The following is a 25,730-nucleotide window of genomic DNA, read 5'->3' as shown; positions in this document are numbered from 1 at the left end:
AGGATTGCTTATTCTCTGGAGTACACCTGTAGCTCTTGAATAGACCAATAATTCCCGCCGGCTCCGGTCTGTACAATTTTTACATACCTCGTCTTCACTTTAGAAACGGATATCTTAGTAAGCTCTTTCGTACCTTTACCAGACGTGAGTTTTTTCCAGTTTTGAGCATCGTCAGAAATATAAACTACATAGTCTCTTGGATAATCAAATGGTGATAACGTGCTGTCCAAATCTATTCTCTCAATTTCATGTGCTTCACCCAGATCAATCTGAAAATACTCTCCAGAAACCTGATGTTTCCCCGTATCCCAGCGCGTGCGCCGATCCCCATCGATGGCCAGACTTGGAGCTGATGCCACCGTATTCACATTTGAGGTTACCTTCCACTTTGTCCGATCCAGAGGAACCAGGCCGGTGGCTGTAATCTGAATTTTGTCGGAAAGTAGATTTGAACCTGATACCCTTACCGCGTAGGTATATAACGTCCCTTCACGTAAATTATGATCCGTGTATTCTGTAAGCTTCACACCGGTGGCTACCACCTTCATTTCCCCCCCGCTACCTTCAGCACGAAGCAGCTCGTAGCTTGCTCCCGGTGCCTCCAACCAATTTAATTTTACAGCTAAACCTTTTGTTGCTGCGGCTTTGAATCCTTTAGGGGCCGACGGCTTTACTTCAGAGGAAGGCTGCAAAATATACTGCACAGCCTCTCCTGGAGCAAGTGTCTCCGTAAAAGTTAACGTGGGAGTAGCCTTTTTACCTGTTACATAGCTTCTTGCTTTTTCATACGTATCCCCGTTTCCAAAACGTTCCCCTTCATACACCCCGTTTTTCGGCATAGTCACATTTACACTCACAGTTTGTGGAGTAGACTCAAAGTTAACGAAATTAACCAGCACCTTATTTGAGGTCGCTCCGCTTCCCGCAAGAGGCTTCAATGTAGAAGTATCCACGGCCCGAACATATACCAGCTTGTCGGCTAACACATCTTTGTTGGCAACTTGATAAGTTAATGGAGCTCCATGCGTAGCATAGGCAAGACTGAGCCTTCTCATGATGCTGACACGTGAATCCTCATTTTCTTTTGTATAATAAATCTCTGTGGTCGCCGGATCATGCTCTTCTAAATTAAACCCGTATTTGAATAAACTGAAATCCTTAAAAAAAGCAGCATGCTGCACAAACATATCCGCATAACCAATATGTGCACGCATGATCCGGTCGAATACAGCCGCTGTCCGCTCCGTTGCCCCGTATTGATAGGCATCCACATGACTGTCCGAGGTACCAAATTCAGTGGTCAGCATTTTTTTGCCGAGTCCATTTTCTGCGCCAGTGAAGGTCTTCAAATTCTCAGTAAAGCTTCCTCCATTACTAAAAATATAAGAGTCCCCGTAGGAATGTCCATTGGTCAAATCCGTAACCTTCTCCAGCTCCATACGTTGCTCTGGATCACGTTCCCAGCCATCCGGATTTCCACATTCCTTCCCAGTTCCCTTCTGATTACCGCAGGAATCCTCACTGTAACTCGGCCAATACGCCCAGCCCGGAGCAACAGTTTGTAAATGGGGCGCGATTTGCTTGCCCTTTTTATTTAGCCAGTCCGCAATCGCCAAGTTAACTGCCTTAGAACGATTGAATAATCCTGGCTCATTATCTACCTCATAATATTGAAAATAGGGGCTATATTGCTCAAAATAATCCGTCAGCTTTTTCTCTGCATCAGCGGGCAACGATCCGTCTGCCTTAAGCTTAATATCACCAGTATGCAAATACAGAGCAACCGCCTGCATGTTGTAATCCTGCAACACCTTGTAATATTCCATCATATCCGAGCAGGACCGCCCAACATCGCTGGCACAGCTGGTTCGCATCACATTGCCGCTATAAGCCATACCTAGCCATTTGATAACATAAGGCAAGTGCGTAACTGCACCTTCATCGAAATAAAATTGCTTATTATTCACTACTGTTCCGGTCAATGTGTAGCTGCCATGGATAGGCTCAGAAATTGGAGCGTTAAGAGACTCTAAACGGAGATTATCCCAAGTCCACCAGGAATATTCGTCTTCTTTGTCACTGCAATATAAACAGCGAACCGTTTGCAGCTTCAATTCGTTCGTTCCTATCTTCAATTGCTCCTTGGGAATATATAATTCATAGGTCTTTTGAAAGCTATATTCACTTTCTGTGCCAGCAACGCCCGCAATTTGAATGATCCCCGACAATTGATGATTGGAGAACACACTCATTTGCGGCACGGATTTATACGCATCCAGAATACCTACGCTAAATAAGACCCCATTCTCCGGGATCTTATTTAGCTGATATGTGATCGTTAATTCCGGCTGGGTCTTTCCATTCAAGCCTGCAGGCAAGCTCTGCAGAGCCGATGATTTGAGCACCGAAGAAGTAACATTAAAGTCCTTCTTGCTGCCAGAAGTGCCACTCGCAGCGAATTCAGCTGCTGAGCCATCATGTTGTCCCAGATTCCAGATCACAGTACCATCCGGTATTTCTGCTGCAGCATCAGTTCCTGCAGATAGTCTCGGTATATTGGCACCTACCTTATAATCGTTTGTCCTATTCGTTCCGAAGACAGAGACAGACAACAGAAACAAGACGGTTAATGCGGCGAATTTTAGTAATAACAGTAATGGTTTGTTTGCAGATATCTTATTTTTTCTATTAGATATTCTCCTCGTTATTCCCATCCATAGGTCCTCTCTTTCTTCCGGAATGTCTTACCCTATCATTTCATTAGATTAAGGAAGGAACAATGCCCCTTGTGGAATTACCTGCTGCTTCTGGCTGGAACTCTCCCATAGCAAACGAAGATTGGCATCTCCTTCATTCTCATAATATTCAATTTGGATATCATAAAGCGTTCCAGCTGTGAGCGGGATACTTCCTTTATGAAGGGTTGCACTTTGATTTTTCCAATTGTCGATGATCAGCTTTCCGTCAATCCAGACACGGACTCCATCATCAGAGGATGCTGAAATTGTATATTTCTCACTGAATTTGGGTTTGAGCTTCCCTTTCCAGCGTACAGAAAAGTGATCTTCATTTATCCCTGAGGCAGGTGACGCACCATGCCAATTAAAATCAATCTTACGGTCATCGCGGATAAGTACCGCTTCTCCCTCTAAATCAGTATTGTTATAGTATTCTCCAGTTAAACCCGTTAGGGTTACCGGAGTTACGGGTGCTATCGAAGGACCTCCTGTTGTGAGAACATAGTCCTCTCTCGATACTATAAACGAGTCTTTCATAAAGCTTTTAATTGACTGTAGCGTATTATTTTCTGTCAGTAATTTTCCCCAGGTCATCATATAGACCCATTTATTTTGTTTCTCAGTTAATACATCCGGGTTCGGCAGCTGTCCGCTCTCCCCGATTCCGATAGGTTTACCCTCGGCCAATGCGAGCAGATCCTCATAGTAGGACTGCTTATAATCGTTATTGTAGATATCCGCAGCCAGAACATCGAGTTTATCCCCACCGGGATAATATGCAGCATAAGGATCTGACCATTCATTCGGCGCATTCGGATTCCATACCCACAGTAGATTATTTAGCTTGTGTGTGTTTACAAAACGATCATAGACAATACTCCAAAGCTCTGAAAAATTGTCCTTTTTCCCCCACCAAAACCAACCGCCATTCATTTCATGGTAAGGTCGCCATAAGACTGGAACTCCGGCATCACGCAATTGTCCCAAATATCCAGCAACCTCGTCTAGATCTGAGATTAGCCTCTTATACTGAGCTGTCCCAGGTGTAACATAAGCATTAAATTTCTCTTGACTGAGACTTCTGTTTACATTGGACCATTCTGGAGATGTTCCCGGCAAACTCTGATGGAATGTCATGGCTACAATGCCACCCTCGTGATGCCATTCAATTGCACTGTCTATCACTGCTTGCCGCTGTTCTGCGATCGTCCCTTCGGATTGATTATTAATCGCCCCTAATTCATAACCATGTAGAACGGCATTTTGTCCCGAAGTATTCTTCAGCTTATGAACCAGTTCATCTGGGCTTTCTAGATAATCATGCTGGCCGGACAAAATCCCTTTGCCACGTAGATTCACCAAATTACTCAGCAGTTGCTTAGCCTCTTCAGAAGCCGATGGATTACTGGGTATAACCGGAGGTAAAGAGGAAGAAACACTCATAGCCTTCGGAAGACTCTTAACCTCTCCCCAAGGCAGCAAGGAAAAAATAATAAACACCGGTAACATAGTAAACAACAATCTGTTTTTCTTATAATATTTACGCAAATAAATCCTCCTTTCGGTAGCTGTACTGCCTCTACAGGTGCTAAATAAACATACCTGTTATCGGACAATCGTCTTCTGACCTAATGAGGACTATAGCTTAGTAGCTCTGCAATAATGCAGAGCCACTAAGGATCGACCTTTAATTTTCATCAATCAGGAGACATCCGGAAGAAAAAGTGCACTTGCTGGAACTGTCTCTTTAGCTTGACTAGCACTTTCCCACATCAAGCGGACTCTCGCATCGCCTTCATTCTCGTAATACTCCACCTTGATATCGTATAGCCGACCAGCCTTCAGCGTTATAGTGCCCTTACGCTCAGTACCACTTTGCTTAGTCCAACTATCAATCACGGATTCCCCATTCACCCAGACACGGATACCATCATCTGAGGTAGTGTAAAATGTATATTGCTCATTATATAACGGCTTAATTTTACCGCTCCAACGTATGGAGAAACGATCAATCCCGAGGGAGGCATCCGGCGAGCCTTGCCGCCAATTGAAATCGATTATTGCATCAGTTCTATTAAGAGCTGCTGCTCCCGACAACAACATGTTGTTGTAATACTCTCCTGCAAGCCCCTTCGCGAGAGGAATTGCTGCCTCCCCCTCTTCTTCGGAAGGTGCCGGCGCTGGTGCGGCGCTAGGTGTCGGTGCCAGACCAGTATTTAATTTATCTCTGGTCAGGGTGTAGTTGCTATTCATAAATGTTTTGATTGTGTCTGCACTGTTATTTTCGTAAAGCATTTTTCCCCAGCTCATCATATACGTCCATTTACTTTGCGATTGCTGAAGCTTCTCCAGATTAGGCATTTCACCATTCTCCCCGATCGCAATCGGTTTGCCTGCGGCTAGACTCAACAAGCTGTCATAGTATTTTTGCTGGTAATCATTTTCGTATATATCTGCTGCCAGAATATCTACTTTATCAGCACCTGGATAAGTTAGCGCATAAGGATCTGACCAAACATTGGGAGCATTCGGACTCCATACCCATAACAAATTATTTAATTTATGAACGTTAACAAAACGGTCATACATTATATTCCATAGTTTAGAAAAGTTATTTTTCTTCCCCCACCAGAACCAGTTCCCGTTCATTTCATGATAGGGTCTCCAAAGCACCGGAACATTGGCATCGCGCAAGCTTTTTAAAGAGACTGCCACCTTATCAAGCTCAGCGATCAGATTATTATATTGCTTGGTACCCGGTGTAACGTAACTATCGAACTCACTCTGGCTGAGTGTTTTTTTCACATTATCCCAGTCATAAGAGGTGCCCGGCAGGTTAGCATGAAAAGTCATAGCTACGATCCCGCCCGCTTTATTCCAGTTGATGGCGCTGTTCACCACATTTTGACGTTGCCAAGCCATCGTTGCTTCGGACTGACCACTGATCGCACCCATTTCATAACCGTGAAGAGCCGCATATTGTCCGCTGGTTCCCTTCAGCATATTGTTAATTTCATCTGGACTTTCTAAATAGTCATGTTGACCAGCAATAATGCCTTTTCCTGAGATCGAGTAAAAATAGTTAAGCAGCTTTACGGCTTCAGGTGAGGCACCTGGGGTAACTGGCGTTCCAGAATTTGAAGCAGCTATGACAATAGACGGCGAAATCCCAACAGCAAGCGGAAGTGCAGTCAGAAACAGGACGAGTGACAGAAATGCACCAAACAATCGATACGTACGGTAAGCTTTCAAAATATTCTCCCTTTCGGTAGCCAGGCTGCCACTCTTTCGAAGGCCCTATAGCTTTGCGTCCCTACCTTTCGATAGGTTTGCCTTTTCAATTTAAGAGAAATAATCTCTCTTACCGTAAGTATCGACGACAATTAATGATATATTTAGTGTTTTTATGACTTTTTTTGATAATTGAGTCAATTTACCTGTTTCAAGAAATTTTGAATTGGTTAAATAGATAGGTTAGACCTATGAAATGAATTGTTGTAGTTCTATATCATTCCAGTCTAAAGTAATACGAATGTTATCTTCTTCTACTAATTCAGACCCCGTCTGTACCTCTATAAACTCAACATCCGTCAAAGCAAGGATCGCGTGTTTCGTTCCTTCCGGTATACGTACCACGTCCCCAGCCTTCACATTATGTTTTTTCTCATTCAGCACAATACTTGCTTCGCCGCTGACGATTGTCCAAATTTCACTACGCTTGCGATGTAATTGATAGCTGATATTATTCCCCTCGGATATAAAAATCCGTTTGGTCAGCACTTCATTGCCTTCATCATATTTCACATAATCAATAACTTTGTAATGGCCCCAGCGGCGTTCCTCGTACATCGGTCTCTGTTCAAAGGTCTTCAGCACTTCTTTAATCCGTGGGCTCTCAGCTTTATGGGTAACTAGAATTCCATCCGGGCTAGCCGCAATGATCAGATCCTTCGCACCAATTACCGTAATCGGAATGTCCAGCTCATTAATCAAGCAAGTCCCCTCAGAATCCGCCGTCACAAAACCTTTTCCTACATGCTTGCTGCTCATTTCCTCTGTCAGCGTATTCCACGTTCCAAGATCCTTCCAGAATCCATCATACGGCTGCACCACAATATGTTCTTCTTTCTCCACCACTTCATAATCAAAGCTGATGGAAGACAATAGCTTATACTGCTTCTGCAATTCTTCATATCCTAAAGGCAACCCTTTACGCTGCAAAATATCTAACAAGTACCCTAAACGGAAGGCAAACACTCCGCAATTCCACAATGCATTTTGCTCGATGAGCTGTTCTGCTTGTATGCGGTCTGGTTTCTCTTGAAAGTGACTCACCTTCATAAAACCATTCCCCCCCGCCTCTTCAGTGGTAGGAATAATATATCCGTATTTCTCTGAGGCATGTTCAGGAACAACACCCATTAGTGCCAGATTTGCTCCACTTTCCAGCATGGTCCCCTCAAGCATAGCTATGGTATCGAAAAAGGATGCTTCTACATAAGGGTCAACAGGCAATATTGCTACCGTCTCCGCTGGAGAAACACCTGCCACTGAATAAAGATAGGTAGCTGTTAAGGCGATAGCCGGAAAAGTATCCCGACGCTCCGGTTCAACGATAATCGGCACATGACTTCCCAGTTGGCTTTGTATCATTTCTACTTGGCCGCGGCCGGTGGCTAGATAAGATGATTCTGCCATCCCTGCTTCCTCCAGCTGTCTCCAGACACGTTGTACCATGGATTCTGGTTCACCTTGAGGGCTTTCAAGTACCTTTAGAAATTGCTTTGAACGTGAGTCGTTAGACAACGGCCATAACCGTTTACCTGAACCGCCTGATAGAAGTACCATTTTCATAGAATGAACCCTCCTTGAATGGAATGTATTAAAAGCTATGTCTTTGTTAGGTAGAATCCACTCCAAGGGATTTTGGACTTCCGATCGCTGTTATCCTCAGATTTCCTGATTGGACCGCTTCTCGCGGTAGAAATCCGAGGATAGCATATGCTTTCGAAGCTAGCTTTCCTACGGAAATCTTTCGGGCGAACACTCCGTTTCTACAGTTCCAAATTCCCTTTCCGTTCTTAACCTAACCAACTACTTTTTAACAATGATCCATGCGCACCGGGCTGTACCAGCCGGAAGCGAGCACGTTTTTCTAAAGATTTGCTTCTGCTCCGGGGGAGGCAGCTGCAACTGCAAGAACAACTGCAACTACAAGAGCAAGACTAGTTGCCACCACAGAGACAGAGACAATGACAACTACAAATGCTACTGCTACTGCGGTATATAATCAGAGTACCTAACTTTATAAATTGCTTAGAACCTTAAAATAAGGGAACGAAGTGGCGGAAGAGAATTTTGGAACTGGAGGAGCAATAGCATCCGCCTTTGTCTGCGGATTTCTACCGCTATCAGCGGTTAAAATCAGGAAATCTGCAGACAACAGCGGCTGGAAGTCCAAACATTCTCTGGAGTCACGGCTCATCCCTAAATAGAAAAATCACAAGTTCAATCAATATAACTTAGATTAAACCGCTCCAGCCACACTAGCAGAATAACCGCTCAATCCGCCCATCTGCGGGCGGCCGACAGAATGATAAACGAGGCCGGTACCCTCGATTTGCTCCTTGGAATACACGTTGCGTCCATCGATCAATACCCCATTACGCATGCTTTTCGCCAGCTGATGCAGATCAATCTCCTTGAGCAGGCTCCAATCGGTCAAGAGGCAGACGGCATCGCTGCCCTCAGCCGCTTCCTCTGGCAGATGGCACCAGCGAAGCTGCGGATGATCGTATTGCTGCCTGAAATTTGTAGCTGCGATTGGATCATATAGTTTGACTGTTGCCCCCTCAGCCACCAGTGCCTCAACAATCTCTCTGGCTGGAGCTTCGCGGACATCATCAGTATTAGGCTTAAAGGCAAGCCCCCATATCCCAATCGTCGAACCGCGCAGGCTGCCAAGTGATTCATGCAGCTTGGAGATGATCATAAAGCGTTGTCCCTTATTCACTTCGACTACAGATTTCAATAATTTGAATTCGTAATCGACGTTGCCCGCAATTTGAATGAGCGCATTAGTGTCTTTCGGGAAACAGGAGCCTCCATAACCGATGCCAGCCTGCAGGAAGGATGACCCGATTCTTTGGTCCATACCCATTCCTTGTGCTACCTCGGTTACATCAGCTCCCACTTTTTCACAAATATTGGCGATCTCATTAATAAAGGAAATCTTCGTGGCCAAAAATGCATTCGAAGCATATTTGATCATTTCAGCACTGCGTATATCTGTTACAAATACATTTTCTGTGAAACCCTTATGAAGCTCGCGCATAGTTGGTTCCAGCTCTGGATTATCAAGACCAATGACAATTCTGTCGGGATGGAGGGTATCGCGAATCGCTGAGCCTTCACGTAAAAACTCAGGTGCAGACACGATATCAAAAGGATGATGGGTATGGCTAGAGATCATTTTGGAGATTTTCTCATTTGTCCCTACTGGAACTGTAGATTTAGTCATTATAATTTTGTGCCCTTCCATCGCTTTAGCGATTTCAGCGGCTGCACCCTCAATATAGGTTAAGTCTGCTTCACCATTAGGCAGTGATGGCGTACCTACAGCAAGGATGATAATATCTGAACGGCGCACCGAATCCTGAAGATCCGCAGAAAAAGATAACCGTTCCTCACGAAGATTCAGTTCAATCAGTTCCTCGATTCCCGGCTCATAGATGGGCGATTCCTTCTGTTTCAGCTTCTTAATCTTTTCCTCGTCCTTATCCACACAGATGACATGATGTCCGCCCAGTGCAAAGCACACGCCAGATACAAGACCCACATACCCAGTACCGATTACTGTCAGCTTCATATAATCATCCTCCTTTTAGAAAATTGACGTACGCCTGCTCAACATACTGCTTGAACTTAACCATAAACGCCTGCTCATCGAATTTACGTGCATGCTCCATAATTTGATCGATATCCCAAGCGTAGGACTCTACCTCATAAATAGCCTTAAGTAGATCCTCCACTTCTTGATGCTGAAAGAACACACCATTTACATAAGGAATAATAGTATCTAGTGCGCCACCTGCTTGATAAGCAATTACCGGTCTTCCTGCAGCGTTCGCTTCCAGCGGTGTAATTCCAAAGTCCTCTTCTCCTGGAAAAATAAATGCTCGACACTGTGCCATCATTCCAGTCACTTGCTCATCTTCTAGCCGGCCCAGAAACGATACATTATCCTTAGCCATGCCTTCGAGGCGCTTGCGATCCGGTCCATCCCCTACGATATAAAGCTTAAGACCGTTACGATTGAAAGCCTCTACCGCCAGATCAATCCGCTTGTAGGAAACAAGCCGGGAGACAATTAAATAATAGTCGCCAATGGTAGAAGAGCTTGTAAACCGGGCTGTATTAATCGGTGGAAATATGACATCTGCATCCCGGTGATAATAATTCTGAATCCTCGTCTTCACTACTGAAGAATTGGCTACGAACTGATTCACATTTTTAGAAGTCCGTTGGTCCCACGTTTTAAGCTGCTGCATGTATACCTTAAGCATTTTCTTGAACAGCCCGGAATTCGACTGACGTTCCATATAGGTGTCATAGTCCCATGCGAAGCGCATAGGCGTATGGCAGTAACAAAGATGAAACGTATGTTTAGGAACCTGAATACTTTTCATAAAAGCACTGCTGGAACTCAGGACGATATCGAAACCGCGAAAGTCCAAATCACGGATGGCCATTGGATAAAGTGGCAGCACCCCTTTAAAATTGGTCTTTACTCCCGGAATCTTTTGCAGCCAGGAGGCACGGATATCCGCATCTTTGAGATTGTCAGTAAGGCGGCTTCCGTTAAAAACCGTTGTGTAGATTGGAGCCTCGGGATACATGTGATGAAAGACTTCCACCACTCTTTCCGCGCCGCCCATTTGGATTAAGTAATCGTGCGCTATCGCAATTTTCATGTGAATCATCCTCAAAGTTTTATGGAGCATCATCTTCAGAATTACCGCGTCATATCATCTGTCAGGTGCCCGCCAACAAACCTTTATAGTAGTCAACGATGTCCTTGACCGTATTCTCGATAACAAAATGCTCTTTCACTCGTTTCATCCCATTGTCCGCCATCCGCCGTCTTTCCTCTGGGTGATCCAGCATCCATTTAATGGAGTCTGCCAGTATAGCCGCGTCACCAGGCTCTATCAGTAATCCTGTCTCACCTTGAACTACAATTTCTACCGGCCCGCCCTCATTGGAGGCGATCACCGGTAATCCCGCTGCCATTCCTTCAACGATAACTTGGCCAAAAGGCTCAGGAGTTACCGAAGTGTGAATCAGTAAATCAGCAGTATTCATAAGGCCTTGAATATCATCCACATGCCCTAGCATGCTTACATTAGTAAGCTCGTCGTTTTTTATCTTTTGCAACAATTCCTGCTTATAAGCCTCTTCTCCAAACAGAGCGTCTCCGGCCAGCCAGAACTTCACACGAGGTTCGTTCTTAAAGCTTTTTGCGGCTTCCAGCACAATATGCTGACCTTTCCAATGCGCCAATCGACCAACTAGCAGTACGTTAAAATCCTTCTGGTCCCGCATGCCGATCCCATTACCAATCGCTTTAGCGAAAGCGGAGTATACGACCAGCGTTTTTTTGGAACGCGGCAGCTCCAAAGCATTCAGCGTAGAATGTGAATTCGCGATGACTCCATTTGGGAGCAGTCGCGACAGCAAACGAATTCCTTTGGCAACGATAGGCTTTAAATAAGGGGCTCCAATATGATCCCGGATATGCCAGATCAATGGAACGCCTGCTATTTTTGCAGCGATGGCTCCGTATAATGCAGATTTCAGGGAATTGGTGTGCACGCAATCTACCTTCTCCGCTTTTAAGAGCGGCGCAAGCTTGCGGCCATAAGCCAACAGCTTGAAGGCTGCAGCAGGTGCTCCCAAGTTGACTGCATTTCTACCACGACTTCTGATGCTCTCATCCAGCGGAATAATACGGACATCCATCCCTTTTTCACGTAGCCGTTCAGCCAGCGCACCATCCTCAGCCAGAATTACCAGTGGATCGATCTGTTCTCCAATATGGGTAAGGATGTTAAACAGGGCAACTTCTCCACCACTCCATTTAGCAGTGTGATCTATATAGGCCACTCTAAGCATTACGTGGTCACCTCCTCTCCTAAGGCTTGTAGGAACACGGATTCTACTTGATCCGTAACATGCTCCCAAGTATATCTCTCTAGTACATGCTCTCTACATTCATCACGGCTCGGAAGCAGCTTTCGATTGCTAAGCATATGGATCATGCCTTCGGCCATGTGGTCGCTACTTGAACTCTTAAATAGCAATTCCGGCCGGAAGCCTTGCAAAATCTCCTTATTGCCGCCAATCGGTGTAGCCATCACTGGCAATCCTGAAGATAAGGCTTCAACGGTAATCAATCCAAAGCCCTCCAATGCCTGTGAGGGAACCACGAACATGTCCGCTGCCTGATAATAAGAGGCTAGTTCATGATCAGGAATGTAGCCTAGCAGCCTTACCTTGTTGCTTAAGCCATAGTCGGCGATCTTTTCTTCCAGTTCCCCCCGCAACGGCCCTTTACCACCAATCAGCAGAATTGCATTTGGGAATCGCTCCGCAACTTGCTTCCAGGCTTCAAGCAGCTGGAGTAGTCCCATCCGATTGACCAAACGCCGGACAGTCAGCACGGTTGTTGCTCCCTCAGGTAAATTCAAGGTCCGGCGAATCGCCAATCGATTCGTAGCGGGGATAAAACGTTCCACATTAGCTGCGCCTGGAATCACAATAATTTTGTGTAGTGGCACTCCGTGCAGCTTATGGAGAATATCGCGGAACGTCTCACTAAGCACGATGAACTTATCCGCTAGCTTATAGGCTCTATGTTCAATGGATTTGGCGATGGTTGTTTTGACCCGGTGCTTAATGCCTTGACCTTCGATTTTCATTTCTTCATTCCATGGGCCATGAAAAGTCATCACTACAGGAATCCCACGTTTCTTTGCTTCCAAGGCTGGACCAATACCATAAGGAGCAAAGTGAGTGTATAAAATATCTATACGGCCACTGCCCTCTCCCATCAGATCGGCCGCCTTACGCTGGAAAGCATCCTTACGTTTCCAGATCCCATCTTTTGGATCTCCGGCATTGTGAATAATCAATTCCTCAGGGGTAGCAGGCGTCTCTTGACTGCAAATCAGCGCATGCACCCGATTACGTGAGGAGAGTTGCTCGCAAACGGATTTGAAATACGTGTTAAGCCCACCCGGCTGTAGCGACGGCCAGCTAAGGCCTGTCGTCATAATGTTCAATCCGTCACTGTACGGCATAGCTTCTCTCTCCTTTATTCTCCTTCTCGGTCTGACTCGTCTTCGCATTGTGCTGAGTCAGCTTTCCCGATCTAATTAATTCGTAATGCTTGAAGCCGACCATGAATTCATACATGACCCAGAATACGGATACACCGAAGCCTGACATTCCCTTCTTGAACAACCCATGTAAGAAATACTTTTGCAGGAAACGAGCTGGTGGTCTTAACAGCAGATGACTGACCCGAAATCGTTTGCCCTTGGCATACGCACTTTCAGCTTCCAAGTCAGTATACTTATTGAAACGTGCCACATGATCGTTAATACTGCGGTAACCATAATGCCAGAGGGTTCCTGTCAAACGTATGGTTCGCTCTTCTGAGACCTCGGGCATCTCGTGCACCAAGCTATTTCGAATTCCATATGCTTTGCGGTTGTATAGGCGCACTAGATATTCGCCACGATCCAGCCATCTGCCCATAAAATCACCGATCCGGTAGATAGAATAGGCAACCGATTGATCCATAAGCCCCGGTTTCAGTTCAAGAATACTTGCGGCCAACTCGTCGCTGACCACTTCGTCAGTATCAATAAGGAAGACCCAATCATGAACCGCGCGTTCTACTCCGAACTCCCTCTGTTTCGCATATCCGGGCCAAGGGTTGACGTATACTCGACAATTCAAGCTTTCAGAAAGCTGTACTGTACCGTCTTTGCTGCCTCCGTCAATCACAACCACCTCGTCGGCGAATAACCTGCAGGATTGTATGGCCTTAGATATTCGAACTTCGTCATCCTGAGCGATGATGACAGCCGATATTGGATAATTGCCTTGGCCGCCTACCACGCTTTTTACTGAATCCATGAAGGTTTCCTCCTTTATCTTTCGCATTATCCATTCATATCCATAGGTTTCTTGCGAATGTAAGAATTCATCGTCGTCTTCATCCACTGAATGTCCTCGCGGGTAATAAGCAGCCGCGGAAGTTTAACTTTTAAGGTGTACTTTATATTGAGAACAATGAAGAAAAATCGCAGGATTGCTGATGACAACATCGCTATCCCTGCTCCGAGTAAGCCAAATTTAGGGATGAGCAGGAACAACATTGGGATAACCAAGAGTAAGCCAAAACCTTGAAGCATCGAAACAATTTTCGGCTTGCCTAGCGCCATAAAGGCCTGCGCCAGAATGATCGTCCCCCCGCTAATAGTCACTTCAAGGAGCAACAAACGAAACACGGTTAATGCCGCATTGAAGTCTTTGCCGTACATCAACGGAATTACTAAAGGGGCTAAGAGCATCAGAACTACTCCGCCAAGCATGGTGAAGGTCGTACTTATTCGAAAGGCTTTGAATGTTAACTCAACTGCCTGTTCTTTTGACAGCTCAGAAGCCTTAGGAAACAAGACGATCGTAATCGAACTTGAGAAAAAATTAACCATCCGCGATAGACTCACAGCCACTACATACAGCCCCAAATCAGCAGGTCTTAACAAACCGGCAATTACAATCTGATCGATATAGGTAGAGAAATTGCCAAGCAAGTCATTGCCGTAGGAACCCAGCCCGTAAGTGAACAATCTTTTTAAATTCTGATAGGCCCCTCTCATCTTCACCTTATAGGTGCGAAGCAAGGAAATCGTCATTCCGATAAACAGCGGCGCCCCCGGAAGGAGATAGGCAACTGCAGTTGTAAAAGGATTCATCTGATCCAGCGCGATCAATATCCCGATCATCGTCAGTGTAAGCAATGGCACTAGATAGCGAATCCAGTTAAATCTCTTGTATTCTCCTCTGAATTGAAAAGCTGCATTGTTAATTTGAGAGATCGCTATAATCGGACACAGAATCATAGACCACTGAGCAAAGGTCACGACCTCCGGACTGAATGACTTCAGCCAATAAGGCAAGACCACGATACCTATAATCATCGCTATGACCCCAAAAATGGTACCAAGCAGCAACGCCATACGATAAAGCACTCCGGCATCCTCCGGGTTTTTCTTAGCGTTATAGATGAGAGCTGAAGGAATGCCAAAGCTCATGCTAAACGCCAGAAACTGTGACCAGTTAATCATCGCCGTCTGTTCCCCACGACCTGTCGGTCCAAGATAACGGGCGGTCAGTACACCAGTTAACATGTTAATCAATAGGATCATGACACTGACAAACATAGTTTTTACGGCTGCCGAGCTGTTGTCCTTGCTCTTGGCGAACAGTCTAAAAGATGACCAGATTGTTCTAGCGGGGAGAGATTTTGCATTCAACTGCTGCATACGGTGTTCCCTTCCTTCTACTTTGAGTAATCTCCCTTGCGCTGAGGCCAAGACCGATCAGCATCCAGATTAAGTATCCCTTGAGTCCGGGAAACCCATTATCTGAAACTAGACTGACAATCGCACCGGTCCAAGTAGCTAACGCAAGTCGGGCGTAGGGCTGCAATTGGTCCCTGCTGATTACTCTAGCGAATATCTGTTTGACAACTGCGCCTAAAGCTCCGAAGAAGAAAACAGCACCCAGAACACCAAAGGTAAGCAGTAAAGCGATAACTCCGTTATCCATAATTCCGTACTCTCCAAGCTCGCCGTCATTACCAAGCTTAGTCCCTTGGCCTACACTACCAATTCCCTGACCTACTGGATTGGCAGCGACCATCGGCAGCATGTTTTGCCATAAGCTTAGCCGTTCATTATAAGAGTGATCTTCCTGAACAGAAGATAGTGTCTCTACCCGAGCAACCAGTCCTTCGGCGCCAGGCAATTTCGGCACAACCCAGAACAACGCAGCAGCCACAAAAACTAATTGGATCAAGGTTTTCCACTTTCCCTTAGAAGGAGAGGTTCCAACGTACATGAGCAGCATCACCAGAAGTATCAGCCATGCCGCACGTACTAAAGTAGTCAGCAGGCAGATTACAACTAGCAGAACGCCGATCCAGCGCAATGTTCCCCGCCATTTTTTCTCCAGTATCATCGGAACTAAAGCAAACGCTAAGAATGTTGCTGCCGGTCCGGGCGAATTCAACGTAGAGAACACTCGGATTTCCAATGGATATGGATTTCCGATGGACATCATGTCCGCATGTTTCATCCAGAACACATCCCAAGGTGGCACTGTCAAATACTGAACAATCCCGTAAATGGCAACTAGGACTGCAATATTGGCAAAAGCAGTAAGCAATCGATCGATATCCTTCGGCTTGAACTTCGTGACGGCAAAGTACGGCAATAACAGCAGTGGCACAATATAATTCGCTAAGTCATAAACTGAGCCCATGCCATTCTTAGCCAAACCGATTAAAGCACCATAACCCAGCGCAACTGCGAACATTAACATGATCCGCGTGGAGGCTTTTTGAATATTATGAATCTCCTTCAGCAGCGGAATGATCAAGGTCACACCGGTTAACAAGGGAGCTAAGCTCAGCAAGGATACAGAGTGATAAACTCCTTCTGACCAGTCAGCAATGCGGCGCAGCTCTGGAGCTACGGCCCAGATTAGCAAGGTATAAGCAACCAGCATTTTCGGTCTAAGTATGGCTAACAAGAAAGCCGGGAATAGGATGGCTGAGAGAATGGCTCCCTGCAGACTGTTCGATGAACTCAGCATCGCACTGGAGAAGCCAATGATCAGCGGAAGAGAGACACCTACAGCAGCAGTCCCCCCTATTAATCCAGCTGTCTTGATGAACCTAAGTGATGGGGGCGTAAATACACTCATTCCAAGCCTCCTTCCTTCACCTTATCCCGCTTACGCAGTTCCTTAAGTAATAAAAGTAGAAATTGTGCATCGTCCACAAGATATCTTTTCCAGAGCCGGCCGGGCTCCTGGCTAAGCCGCCAGAACCATTCGAACCCTGTTTTTTGCATGAAGCTAGGTGCTCGTTTCACTGAGCCTGACAGAAAATCAAAGGTCGCTCCCACTCCGATCGATATCGGAGCTTGATAAGAGGTATAGTGGCGATAAATCCACTTTTCCTGCTTAGGCGCTCCTACACCAACAAACACGATATCTGGCTGGCACTCTGTCAGCATTTCTATAATGCGTTCGTTCTCCTCCTCATTGTGCTCGAATCCATAGGATGGAGAATAACAGCCAACCACATTTATTCCGGGATGCGCTGTTTTCAAATTCATTGCTGCCCGTTCCGCCACGCCTTCAGCTGAGCCTAAGAAGAACAGCCGGTACTTCCTTTGCTCAAAGGCGTTGCCCAATCGATTAAATAGATCCGCGCCGGATACCTTCTGCTTAAGCGGCTTACCTAGCATTTTAGATGCCCAGATCAGTGGCATTCCGTCAGCAACAACTGCGCCTGCCTTCGAATATACCGTTTGAAATTCTTTATCCTTACGAAGCTTGATCACATGATCTACATTACAAGTGAGAATATAAGACTGATTCCTCTCCTGAATGGTTTTATCAATGTAATCAAGCAAATCCATGAAATCATAGTTATCAAAATTGACATCGAACATATTCACTTGACTCATCGTATCACTTCTTTTTGTGGGGAATCGGTTGGCTGTGAAGATCGATACAGGCAGTTCAGGTACCAACAGAACGGAATAATAAATTGGACCGTCGACAGCGTGTTATCGGAGAATGAGTAGATTAAAAACGCTGCAATAAATAATAGATAATAAGGTTTGATCGGCGGAGCCAATGCTCTGTACACCAGAATAAATACAGCCAATAAAGAGAACATCAACAGAATAGCGCCAATATATCCCCCATCGAAGTAAAAGCGGATATACTCGTTGTGCGGAACTACAAAACCCTTATACAACGTTCCATCATTTGCTACCGTCACTGCTCCAAGCCCTCTACCAGACCAAGGAGAGTCCGCAGCCTTATTTAAGAAATACTCCCATGCCTCCGACCTTCCTGATAAATCAACAGCCGTATCTGTCTGTCTCTCAAAGGAACGTTTCTCAAAATTATCAAGCTGCCAGAAAACAGCGACCATAATCAGGAAAAATGCACCCATCAACGGAATTAGCAGATAGGTTCTGCCCTTCAAATATTGGCGAAGAATATCATAGAAGTAGTAGAGAACGGTAAGTCCAAGTGCCAAGATAGGCCCTCTTGTTCCTGTTCCAATCAAGATAAAGAAATTCAGAACTAGCATGATATAGAAAAAGCGTGCTTGCTGCGGATTCCGCTTCACCTCAATAAATGGAATCGCTACTCCCATAAAGGCCAGCATCGCTAGATGCGCAGGAATATTAGCCCCCTGAATCCGTACAGCGCCTGTATACTCGATGTTGAGAAAATTATGAACATGCGCAAGCTGCAGCAACAAACCAACCACTACACTAACAAGAGGAAGCATACAGATAATTTTGATTTGCAGCTCGGCTACATTCTTTTTCCAGTTAATTAATAAAAATACGAATGGAATGGATAGACCGATAAAAGCTTTAACTGCAATGGATGAGGTCATTTCCGGCAGCCAGATCGAAGATCCAAAGGTAATCACCAGCAGCGCCACCATTGCCCACAAGGGGTGACTCAGACGAAACCGCAAGCCATTGACCAGAATACAAGGAACAAGCAGCATCACGATAACTAATTTATAAAGGGACAGTATCTCCATTCCGAACATGCTGCCATCATATAAAAAGTTAATCGATATTGCCGTTGTGATTAGAACGAAATAACTGATCAGTACAGGCCGTGAAATCGAGATTCCCAGCAAAATAATCAGAAGCACGGCAGCTATCGCAATCATCGGCTGGTAGATGACCGCCGTTCCAAAGAACAGGGCCGACATGAGATAGAGCATCCCGTATGGCAAAACATTTAATTTGGAGCCCCACTCAAAATTTGTCATGTTAATCCCTCACCCCGCTGCGGAATGCCTCTCCCGATTGAGAATCATATGAAGCGTTCCACGAATACTCTCCAGCCTGCATTTGTTCAAAAGCCTTCTTCCTTTGCTTCTTGAGAGGATAGAATCAGCCAGGATATACACGAGCTTAGCGGCTGTCTTTCCCACTAGAAGCAGCTTGCCTTTTAGTCCTTCGCTTTTCATAGCGTTAGAGATACCTTGGCTATAATAGCGCCTCATAATCCAGTCTTCCGTCAAGCGGGCCGCCGGCACGAAATGGTCAACCGCCATTTCCGGATGGTAGAGGATGGAATGCCCTTCTTTTTGAATCTGTCCGAATAACCAGGTCTCTTCACCGGAGAGCAGAGAATCACCCTTTCTTCCGAGATCCAGGGGAAAAAGACTGATGTCGAATACGAGCTTCCGCATCGCCATATTGGCCCCACAAGGATGAAGTTGCTTGGGATATTCCTTAATCCGGCTACCTAAATCAACAATCGTGTACGGAAGCTCAAAGGGTTTAATCAACCAGTCCGGACGTTTACTTTCAAATATCGGAGCGATTTTGCCTCCCATAGCCATGACCTCCGGTTTACTCTCGAAAGTACTGACAATCGTTGTTATCCAACGCTGGCAAGGTATCGCATCATCATCGAGAAAGGCAATCAGCGGCGATTTGGAAGCCAGAATTCCTGTATTTCTAGCCGCTGAAAGCCCCTGCATCGGCTCCATCATGTAGCGGATATCCACATCAGCTCCATGCTTTCCTATAAACTTTTTGACGCAAGCTTCAGTATCATCCTTGGAACAGTTATCCACAACAATGATCTCCGCCTGCTCTAAGTGATCCAGCTTTAAAAGTGACTGAAGCGTCTTGATCAATAAAGGTGCTCTGTTGTAGGTACAGATGATAATGGAAAGCTTAGGAACGTCTCCGTATTCACGCATCGGCATTCACCTAATTTCCACATTATTAATAAGCATCTTTTGAACCGAGTAACATCAGTCCGGTTTTAGCAATGATTTTTAGATCCAGCATGGTGCTCCGAATATGGATGTAGGTTAAGTCCAGCTGTACCATTTCGTCGAAGCCGACACTGTTTCGGGCATTCACTTGCCAATATCCGGTACAGCCTGGTGTAACCGTCAAACGCTGTTTGTCATATTCCGTATACTGAGCCACCTCTTCTGGCAGCGGAGGACGAGGACCAACCAAACTCATTTGACCTATCAGCACATTCCACAGCTGAGGTAGCTCATCGATGCTCGTCTTGCGCAGGAATCTCCCTATCTGTGTGATCCGCGGATCGTTCTTAATCTTGAACATGGCACCGCTCACTTCGTTATAGGCCATCAGGTTTTCTTTTAACTCCTCAGCGTTACTAACCATGGATCTGAACTTATACATCGGGAATTGCTTTTCATTCTTCCCAACCCGGTTTTGCCGAAAGAACACCTTTCCTTTCGGATCCTCCAGCTTGATCAGAATCGCCACGACAACAAATAATGGCATTAACACGAGAAGACCAAGAGCGGAAAAAAAGATATCGATCATCCGTTTCATTATCAAATAGGACTCTGCTTCTTTCCTTCTCTCATCGGTATGCAGCATGTAAATTTTCGGCAGGACCGCCTCGTAGTCTTCCGGCAGTTTTTGCATGCTCATCCTCCTCATCTAAAATTTTGCGAACTCAACTTAACTACTCAAGCTGGTTTGTCCCATTTTATTCAGCCATTCCGACATTGCATCCATCACCGGATAGCGCAAATCTTCGCTTTGCAGTGCAAATTCAAGTGTTGTCAAAATATATCCAAGCCGCTCGCCGACATCATATCTTGTTCCGTCAAAATTATAGGCATATACCCGTTCACTCTGATTCAGCTTCTGAATGGCATCTGTCAACTGGATCTCTCCGCCGGCGCCTTCTTCCATCAAATCGAGATACTTAAAGATCTTCGGAGTAAACACATAACGACCCATGATCGCCAGATTGGAAGGTGCCGTACCTAGTGGCGGCTTCTCTACAAAATTGTTAACCCGATACAATTTACCGTCCTGCAAATCCGGTTCAATAATACCGTAGCGATTCGTGAATTCATCAGGAATTTCTTGAACTCCGATAACCGAGTTTTGTGTTTCTTCATATTGATCAATCAGCTGCTTAAGGCAAGGTACGGCTCCTGTGACGATATCATCGCCTAACATGACACCGAATGGCTCGTCTCCGATAAACCGTCTTGCACACCATACCGCATGCCCCAGACCCTTTGGTTCCTTCTGGCGGATATAGTGAATTTCTACCTTGGCTGAACGCTGAACCTCTTTAAGCAGATCCAGCTTTCCATCTTCCAGAAGCCTAGACTCCAGCTCAAACGCATTGTCAAAATGATCTTCAATGGCTCTTTTACCTTTACCAGTAACAATGATGATATCTTCAATACCGGAAGCAATAGCTTCCTCAACAATGTATTGAATGGTTGGTTTATTGATAATCGGAAGCATTTCTTTAGGCATGGCTTTCGTTGCAGGAAGAAAGCGCGTACCTAGTCCTGCCGCGGGTATGATTACTTTTTTCACCTTTTTCATCGCACTTTACCTCCTAAAAGTTTTGTGAGCATTAGCTTCAAAGATTTCACTTCGTACAAAACTCACTTCGAAAGCATAAACTTAAGTTTTGTGAGCATTAGCTTCAATGATTTCACTTCGTGCAAAAAACACTTCGAAAGCATAAACATTTACTTCGCCTGGTTCATGGCAATTCCGATTAGATTAGAGCCGGTCTGTTCAAGCAGCGTCTTCGCTTTGCGAATCGATTCCCGTTTGGACTTTCCATATCTGGCCACCAGAATCACGCCGTCCGCTTGAGGTGCCAATATACGAGCATCACTGAAATCGACTGCCGAAGGAGAATCCAGCAGGATCAGATCGTAGTTTTCTTTTAGTTCCTCAAGCAAAGCGGTCATTTTGGGGTTGCCTAGCAAATCCGGCGGACTAACATGAGTTTTTCCCGCCGGGATGACTGAAAGATTGGCTAAGTTTCCGAGGACAGCGATGTTATCTGCTTCCTCTTGCCCACTTAAATAAGCCGCAAGCCCGTCACTCCCCTCTACTTCAAACACGGTATGAAGACCGGGATGTCTCAGATTGCAGTCAACCACCGCTACCTTCTTGCCATCCTGGACGAAAGAGACCGCGAGATTCGACAATATTGTCGTCTTGCCTGCTCCAGCTTCTGCTGACGTAAAGAGCAGCACTTTTCCTCCGCCGCCCTGTGCTAGTCCAAGCTGACGTATATATGTGCGCAGTGATCGGAACGATTCGGAGATATGCGAGGATGGATTAACGTCTGTAACCAGACTCTTATTTAGCCGCAACATAAGCACCCTCCTTCACTCTGGTGTTGCCTGCCGCCTTACCTAAATCACGTTTACGAATGGTTGCGATCGAAGCAATTACCGGAAGACCAAGGTCATATTCCGCTTCCTTTTCAGACCTTAATGTGCCGTTAAGTGTTTCCATCAGCAAAATAATTCCTAGGGCAGCCATAAGTGATACAACAAAGCTGATGATGAGATTCATCGCAAACCCGCCGTTCGAGGGCCCTGGAACATCAGTCGGATCGGCCGGTGTCAGCAAGGTAACATTGTCTACCCTCATCAGCGATGGCAATTCACGAATGAATGTCTGCGATACCGCATTTACGATCCCGGCAGCTTTAGTGTAGCTTTCATCCTGAACATTGAGGTTGATCACCTGACTCTTCTCTGAAGTTTTAATCTCAAGCTTCTGGCTTAGTTCATCGGCCGTGAGACCAAACTCCGGGTGATTTTCTATTACGCTTTTCATGATGGTCGGTGATTTCATAATTTCCTTGTAACTCTCAATTAAATTCAGGCTAAAGCTCAAATCGTTAAGATTGTTGCTCTCGGGAGCTTTGGCAATGTTGTTGACAAGCAGCTGTCCGGAAGCGGAATAGACGGGTTCAACGAAGTTTTTGCTAACATAGTAAGTCGTAGCACAGGAGATCAAAACGAACACCATGATGAGCCAAAACCTTTTTTTAATCAGGTTAATGTAATCCAGAATCGTCTTTTCCACAGTAACCCTCCTTCCGCTAAAATTACATTCTGAAAGCATTCATGAAAGTTTCAGTTGTTGCTTTAATTCTATCAATCCACACCATTCGCCACATGGCTCATACCATCACTTTCCTCTTCACTTTGGAGTAAGACGTTATACCTCTTAAGAGGGGGATTAGGTATACTTTAGTGCCATATCGAGGGCAAATTTAGGTTTTAACGCACAAAAAAACACGGACAACCTGTCCGTGTTCATGTACTATGCTTACGAATTATTTCAATTTTCACTCGTAAGACATTTCATATTTGGTTAATCCGACAGCATTTGCATAAAGCGCTGCCTGAGTACGATCAGCCACCTGTAATTTAGCTAAAATCTGACTGACATGCTTCTTCACCGTAAATTCACTAATGAAAAGACGTGAAGCAATTTCTCTGTTGCAGGCGCCCTGTCCCAGCTCGATCAGGACTTCCTTTTCTTTGGGTGTTAATTCATCCGTTGGGCTGCTTCCACTCATGCGCATTTTATCTTCCATCAGACCAGGATCATAATACTTTCTTCCCTTGTGCACCAATTGGATAGCAAACAGTAACTCCTCGGGCAACGCCTCTTTCAGTACATATCCATCTACCAGTACTTCTTCAGCCTTCAGGAAATCCTCTCTGCTTGCAGATGACGTCAACAGAATGAACTTACTAACGATACCACGAGCACGCGCTGTCTTGATGACATCCAATCCCGATTCATCTGCTAGCTTAAGATCAATCAATACGAGATCAGGCTGCGTCTCCTCAATCACAAGAAGCGCTTCTTGGCCATTCGTCGCCTCACCCGCAAACTGCACATTCGGTTGCATCGAAATGACAGATGCCAGTCCTCTTCTAACTAAAGGATGATCATCAACAATGACGATTTTCACAGAAACGACCTCCCGCCTAAAGTTTATGCATTCTTTAATTCAGCTACACCGACAGGAATCGAAATCATAATTCTTGTTCCTGTGCTCTCATTACTGGACAACTGAAAGTCGCCACCGAGCGACTGGGTCAAATATTGCATATTCTTCATGCCAAGTCCGCTTACACTATCTTCAGATTCAATCCATAACAAATCAGTATCAAAACCAACACCATTATCACAAATCAATAATCGAATCCAAGTCGGCTTCAGAGACAGTTCTACATCCACTCGACTGGCAGCACCATGCCTGATGGCATTACCCGTGGCTTCGGAGATAATCCGAAAAAGCGCCTTGTGGTAAGGATAAGGGAGACTGAAATCATCGCCCGTTATTTTTAAATCAATATCAACATCATTTAATCTGGATAAGCTCTTCAAATGTGATCTTACCATGCCCAACCAAGTAGGACCGCCACTCTTCTTGGAGCTAAGACTGTAGATCGTGATCCGCAGTTCTTTGGCAACCTTTGTTGCAGAGTCATGAATAAGCTCAATTTGTTCTTCTAGCTCATGATCAGACATTCTCTTCCACGATTCCTTCAGCGAATGCGTCGCATACACAATACCAAAAAGGCTCTGCGACACACTGTCGTGCATTTCATCCGCAATCCGGTTCTGTTCGTTCGTGATGATCAACCGGTTCTCGATCACACCAAGCTCATGTCTTTCAAGAATATTCGCACTTAGCTCAGATAAGAATATCAATTGTTGAATATACCATCTGCGGCCTTCCAGCCCCTCTGTAGACTCCAGCTTGAGTCCAATCATCCCTACAAAACGGGTGCTCATCCGTACAGGCATCAGCAGGAAATCGCCTAATCCCGGCAGATTTCTAAAAATAGGCTCTCGCTGCAATCTCCATTCATGCTCATGTTTTCCCAGTTCTGAGAATAGGAACTGTTCCTCTTCCTGCTGCCAGCCGGTCTGCCTGCTCTGCGGAGCTGGTTCTCCGCTTTTCTTGGCGAACCAAAACAAAGCCTTATCTAGCTTCGTTAGCTTAACAACATAATCGGTGATCACTTGACCGATATTCATGAAATCATGTTGGCTTGAGGTTTCCACGATATGGTACAGGGATTTGATATGCTCCATCGTCTCTTTCGTGCGAGCATTCGATTCTTCACGTTGCCGCTTCATCCGATTAACGATCTGCATTATTATAACCGTAAGTACCAGTGTTAGAAACAGATTCCCATTTATAAATACAATTTCTAAAAAATTTCTGTTCGCAGAATTGATAAAAAAATAACAGAGCACCGCAAAAATACTGATATAGCTTAAGAGCAACGACCATCCAAAATAAATGGACAATGAGCCTGCAGCAATCAATACAGGATTAAGCACATAGAGCCTAAAAGAGCTTTCGTACCCACCCGTAAACAAGGTCAATGCGATAATTCCCACCATCTCTATACTAACAGCCAGGACGAGAGTCTTTGGCCTGCTGCGTAGCCTTCGATAACAAAATGAGAACGTTTGTGCAAACACAACAAGTATAGCAATAATAAGTGATTTATAAATTATGGAAGGTCCCGTCTTATCTAGAAGATACATGAGTGATGTGAGGGACAATGAAAAATACCTGTAATACGCAATCAGTTTGTCTTCTGCAGTTGGTTTGATTTTCATCCCACCACCCTATTCTCCAGTTTTTTGGAAAATGCGAGATTGTACTGTGCTCGATAAAAGCATCATACATGAGAAAAATCACAATAACAAGTTGACATTTCCCATGTTTGCGCTTCCATTTGAAAAATAGTTACAAAAAATTTATTATTTT

Annotated in this window: 20 protein-coding genes and 1 riboswitch; all 20 genes read right to left on the bottom strand. The window is 45.2% G+C overall.

Annotated features, from left to right (window positions below; genetic code table 11):
- Nucleotides 1-8: 8 nt before the first annotated feature.
- Nucleotides 9-2,714, bottom strand: a complete 2,706-nt coding sequence (locus tag PODO_RS04620; protein WP_080742406.1) for a discoidin domain-containing protein — start codon at nt 2,712-2,714, stop codon at nt 9-11.
- A gap of 51 nt (nt 2,715-2,765) precedes the next feature.
- Complete coding sequence (locus PODO_RS04615) at nt 2,766-4,286, bottom strand: glycosyl hydrolase (protein ID WP_036676584.1); 1,521 nt, start codon at nt 4,284-4,286, stop codon at nt 2,766-2,768.
- Between the two features lie 153 nt (nt 4,287-4,439).
- Nucleotides 4,440-5,990, bottom strand: coding sequence for a glycosyl hydrolase (locus PODO_RS04610; protein WP_051490925.1), 1,551 nt, complete (start codon nt 5,988-5,990; stop codon nt 4,440-4,442).
- Nucleotides 5,991-6,002: 12 nt separating this feature from the next.
- Nucleotides 6,003-6,082: riboswitch (cyclic di-GMP riboswitch) on the bottom strand.
- A gap of 136 nt (nt 6,083-6,218) precedes the next feature.
- Entirely contained in the window at nt 6,219-7,592 is a 1,374-nt protein-coding gene (locus PODO_RS04605; protein WP_036676586.1) for a sugar phosphate nucleotidyltransferase, read from the bottom strand.
- 673 nt (nt 7,593-8,265) lie between these two features.
- Nucleotides 8,266-9,606, bottom strand: coding sequence for a UDP-glucose dehydrogenase family protein (locus PODO_RS04600; RefSeq protein ID WP_036676589.1), 1,341 nt, complete (start codon nt 9,604-9,606; stop codon nt 8,266-8,268).
- A 4-nt stretch (nt 9,607-9,610) separates the two neighbouring features.
- A complete protein-coding gene (locus PODO_RS04595; RefSeq protein ID WP_036676592.1) occupies nt 9,611-10,711 on the bottom strand; it encodes a glycosyltransferase in 1,101 nt (366 codons plus the stop codon).
- Nucleotides 10,712-10,772: 61 nt separating this feature from the next.
- The gene (locus tag PODO_RS04590; protein ID WP_036676593.1) at nt 10,773-11,912 is read right to left on the bottom strand and encodes a glycosyltransferase family 4 protein; all 1,140 of its coding nucleotides are present in this window, start codon (nt 11,910-11,912) and stop codon (nt 10,773-10,775) included.
- Nucleotides 11,912-13,099, bottom strand: coding sequence for a glycosyltransferase family 4 protein (locus tag PODO_RS04585; protein WP_036676596.1), 1,188 nt, complete (start codon nt 13,097-13,099; stop codon nt 11,912-11,914). The genes PODO_RS04590 and PODO_RS04585 overlap by 1 nt, the downstream gene beginning before the upstream one ends.
- Nucleotides 13,086-13,943 (bottom strand): glycosyltransferase family 2 protein, encoded by an 858-nt coding sequence (locus tag PODO_RS04580; RefSeq protein ID WP_038568901.1) that lies wholly within the window; start codon nt 13,941-13,943, stop codon nt 13,086-13,088. Before PODO_RS04580 ends, PODO_RS04585 begins: the two co-directional genes overlap by 14 nt.
- A 26-nt stretch (nt 13,944-13,969) precedes the next feature.
- The gene (locus PODO_RS04575) at nt 13,970-15,355 is read right to left on the bottom strand and encodes an oligosaccharide flippase family protein (protein WP_036676601.1); all 1,386 of its coding nucleotides are present in this window, start codon (nt 15,353-15,355) and stop codon (nt 13,970-13,972) included.
- Complete coding sequence (locus PODO_RS04570) at nt 15,321-16,799, bottom strand: O-antigen ligase family protein (protein ID WP_038568898.1); 1,479 nt, start codon at nt 16,797-16,799, stop codon at nt 15,321-15,323. Before PODO_RS04570 ends, PODO_RS04575 begins: the two co-directional genes overlap by 35 nt.
- Complete coding sequence (locus tag PODO_RS04565) at nt 16,796-17,569, bottom strand: WecB/TagA/CpsF family glycosyltransferase (RefSeq protein ID WP_036676606.1); 774 nt, start codon at nt 17,567-17,569, stop codon at nt 16,796-16,798. The genes PODO_RS04570 and PODO_RS04565 overlap by 4 nt, the downstream gene beginning before the upstream one ends.
- Nucleotides 17,566-18,912 carry an O-antigen ligase family protein gene (locus PODO_RS04560; protein WP_038568896.1) on the bottom strand — a complete coding sequence of 449 codons (1,347 nt, stop codon included), beginning with the start codon at nt 18,910-18,912 and terminating at the stop codon, nt 17,566-17,568. The genes PODO_RS04565 and PODO_RS04560 overlap by 4 nt, the downstream gene beginning before the upstream one ends.
- A 9-nt stretch (nt 18,913-18,921) precedes the next feature.
- Nucleotides 18,922-19,857, bottom strand: a complete 936-nt coding sequence (locus PODO_RS04555; RefSeq protein ID WP_036676610.1) for a glycosyltransferase — start codon at nt 19,855-19,857, stop codon at nt 18,922-18,924.
- 25 nt (nt 19,858-19,882) lie between these two features.
- Nucleotides 19,883-20,575 (bottom strand): sugar transferase, encoded by a 693-nt coding sequence (locus PODO_RS04550; protein ID WP_036676612.1) that lies wholly within the window; start codon nt 20,573-20,575, stop codon nt 19,883-19,885.
- 30 nt (nt 20,576-20,605) lie between these two features.
- Nucleotides 20,606-21,496, bottom strand: a complete 891-nt coding sequence (galU, locus tag PODO_RS04545) for a UTP--glucose-1-phosphate uridylyltransferase GalU (RefSeq protein WP_036676615.1) — start codon at nt 21,494-21,496, stop codon at nt 20,606-20,608.
- A 149-nt stretch (nt 21,497-21,645) separates the two neighbouring features.
- Nucleotides 21,646-22,287 carry a CpsD/CapB family tyrosine-protein kinase gene (locus PODO_RS04540; protein WP_036676617.1) on the bottom strand — a complete coding sequence of 214 codons (642 nt, stop codon included), beginning with the start codon at nt 22,285-22,287 and terminating at the stop codon, nt 21,646-21,648.
- On the bottom strand, nt 22,271-23,008 hold the full coding sequence (locus PODO_RS04535) for a YveK family protein (protein WP_036676620.1): 738 nt from the start codon (nt 23,006-23,008) through the stop codon (nt 22,271-22,273). Before PODO_RS04535 ends, PODO_RS04540 begins: the two co-directional genes overlap by 17 nt.
- A 265-nt stretch (nt 23,009-23,273) precedes the next feature.
- Nucleotides 23,274-23,909 carry a response regulator gene (locus PODO_RS04530; protein ID WP_036676623.1) on the bottom strand — a complete coding sequence of 212 codons (636 nt, stop codon included), beginning with the start codon at nt 23,907-23,909 and terminating at the stop codon, nt 23,274-23,276.
- Nucleotides 23,910-23,932: 23 nt separating this feature from the next.
- Nucleotides 23,933-25,579 carry a sensor histidine kinase gene (locus tag PODO_RS04525; RefSeq protein WP_036676625.1) on the bottom strand — a complete coding sequence of 549 codons (1,647 nt, stop codon included), beginning with the start codon at nt 25,577-25,579 and terminating at the stop codon, nt 23,933-23,935.
- Nucleotides 25,580-25,730 lie beyond the last annotated feature (151 nt).

This window comes from Paenibacillus odorifer, assembly GCF_000758725.1.
In the GTDB taxonomy this organism is placed as follows: Bacteria; Bacillota; Bacilli; order Paenibacillales; family Paenibacillaceae; genus Paenibacillus_AQ; species Paenibacillus_AQ odorifer.
This window is presented reverse-complemented; position numbering and strand designations above follow the sequence as displayed.

Coding starts and splice junctions, on each gene's coding strand:
- PODO_RS04620 (WP_080742406.1), bottom strand. CDS start 2,714: ATGGGAATAACGAGGAGAATATCTAATAGAAAAAATAAGATATCTGCA.
- PODO_RS04605 (WP_036676586.1), bottom strand. CDS start 7,592: ATGAAAATGGTACTTCTATCAGGCGGTTCAGGTAAACGGTTATGGCCG.
- PODO_RS04600 (WP_036676589.1), bottom strand. CDS start 9,606: ATGAAGCTGACAGTAATCGGTACTGGGTATGTGGGTCTTGTATCTGGC.
- PODO_RS04595 (WP_036676592.1), bottom strand. CDS start 10,711: ATGAAAATTGCGATAGCGCACGATTACTTAATCCAAATGGGCGGCGCG.
- PODO_RS04590 (WP_036676593.1), bottom strand. CDS start 11,912: ATGCTTAGAGTGGCCTATATAGATCACACTGCTAAATGGAGTGGTGGA.
- PODO_RS04585 (WP_036676596.1), bottom strand. CDS start 13,099: ATGCCGTACAGTGACGGATTGAACATTATGACGACAGGCCTTAGCTGG.
- PODO_RS04580 (WP_038568901.1), bottom strand. CDS start 13,943: ATGGATTCAGTAAAAAGCGTGGTAGGCGGCCAAGGCAATTATCCAATA.
- PODO_RS04575 (WP_036676601.1), bottom strand. CDS start 15,355: ATGCAGCAGTTGAATGCAAAATCTCTCCCCGCTAGAACAATCTGGTCA.
- PODO_RS04570 (WP_038568898.1), bottom strand. CDS start 16,799: ATGAGTGTATTTACGCCCCCATCACTTAGGTTCATCAAGACAGCTGGA.
- PODO_RS04565 (WP_036676606.1), bottom strand. CDS start 17,569: ATGAGTCAAGTGAATATGTTCGATGTCAATTTTGATAACTATGATTTC.
- PODO_RS04560 (WP_038568896.1), bottom strand. CDS start 18,912: ATGACAAATTTTGAGTGGGGCTCCAAATTAAATGTTTTGCCATACGGG.
- PODO_RS04555 (WP_036676610.1), bottom strand. CDS start 19,857: ATGCGTGAATACGGAGACGTTCCTAAGCTTTCCATTATCATCTGTACC.
- PODO_RS04550 (WP_036676612.1), bottom strand. CDS start 20,575: ATGAGCATGCAAAAACTGCCGGAAGACTACGAGGCGGTCCTGCCGAAA.
- galU (WP_036676615.1), bottom strand. CDS start 21,496: ATGAAAAAGGTGAAAAAAGTAATCATACCCGCGGCAGGACTAGGTACG.
- PODO_RS04540 (WP_036676617.1), bottom strand. CDS start 22,287: ATGTTGCGGCTAAATAAGAGTCTGGTTACAGACGTTAATCCATCCTCG.
- PODO_RS04525 (WP_036676625.1), bottom strand. CDS start 25,579: ATGAAAATCAAACCAACTGCAGAAGACAAACTGATTGCGTATTACAGG.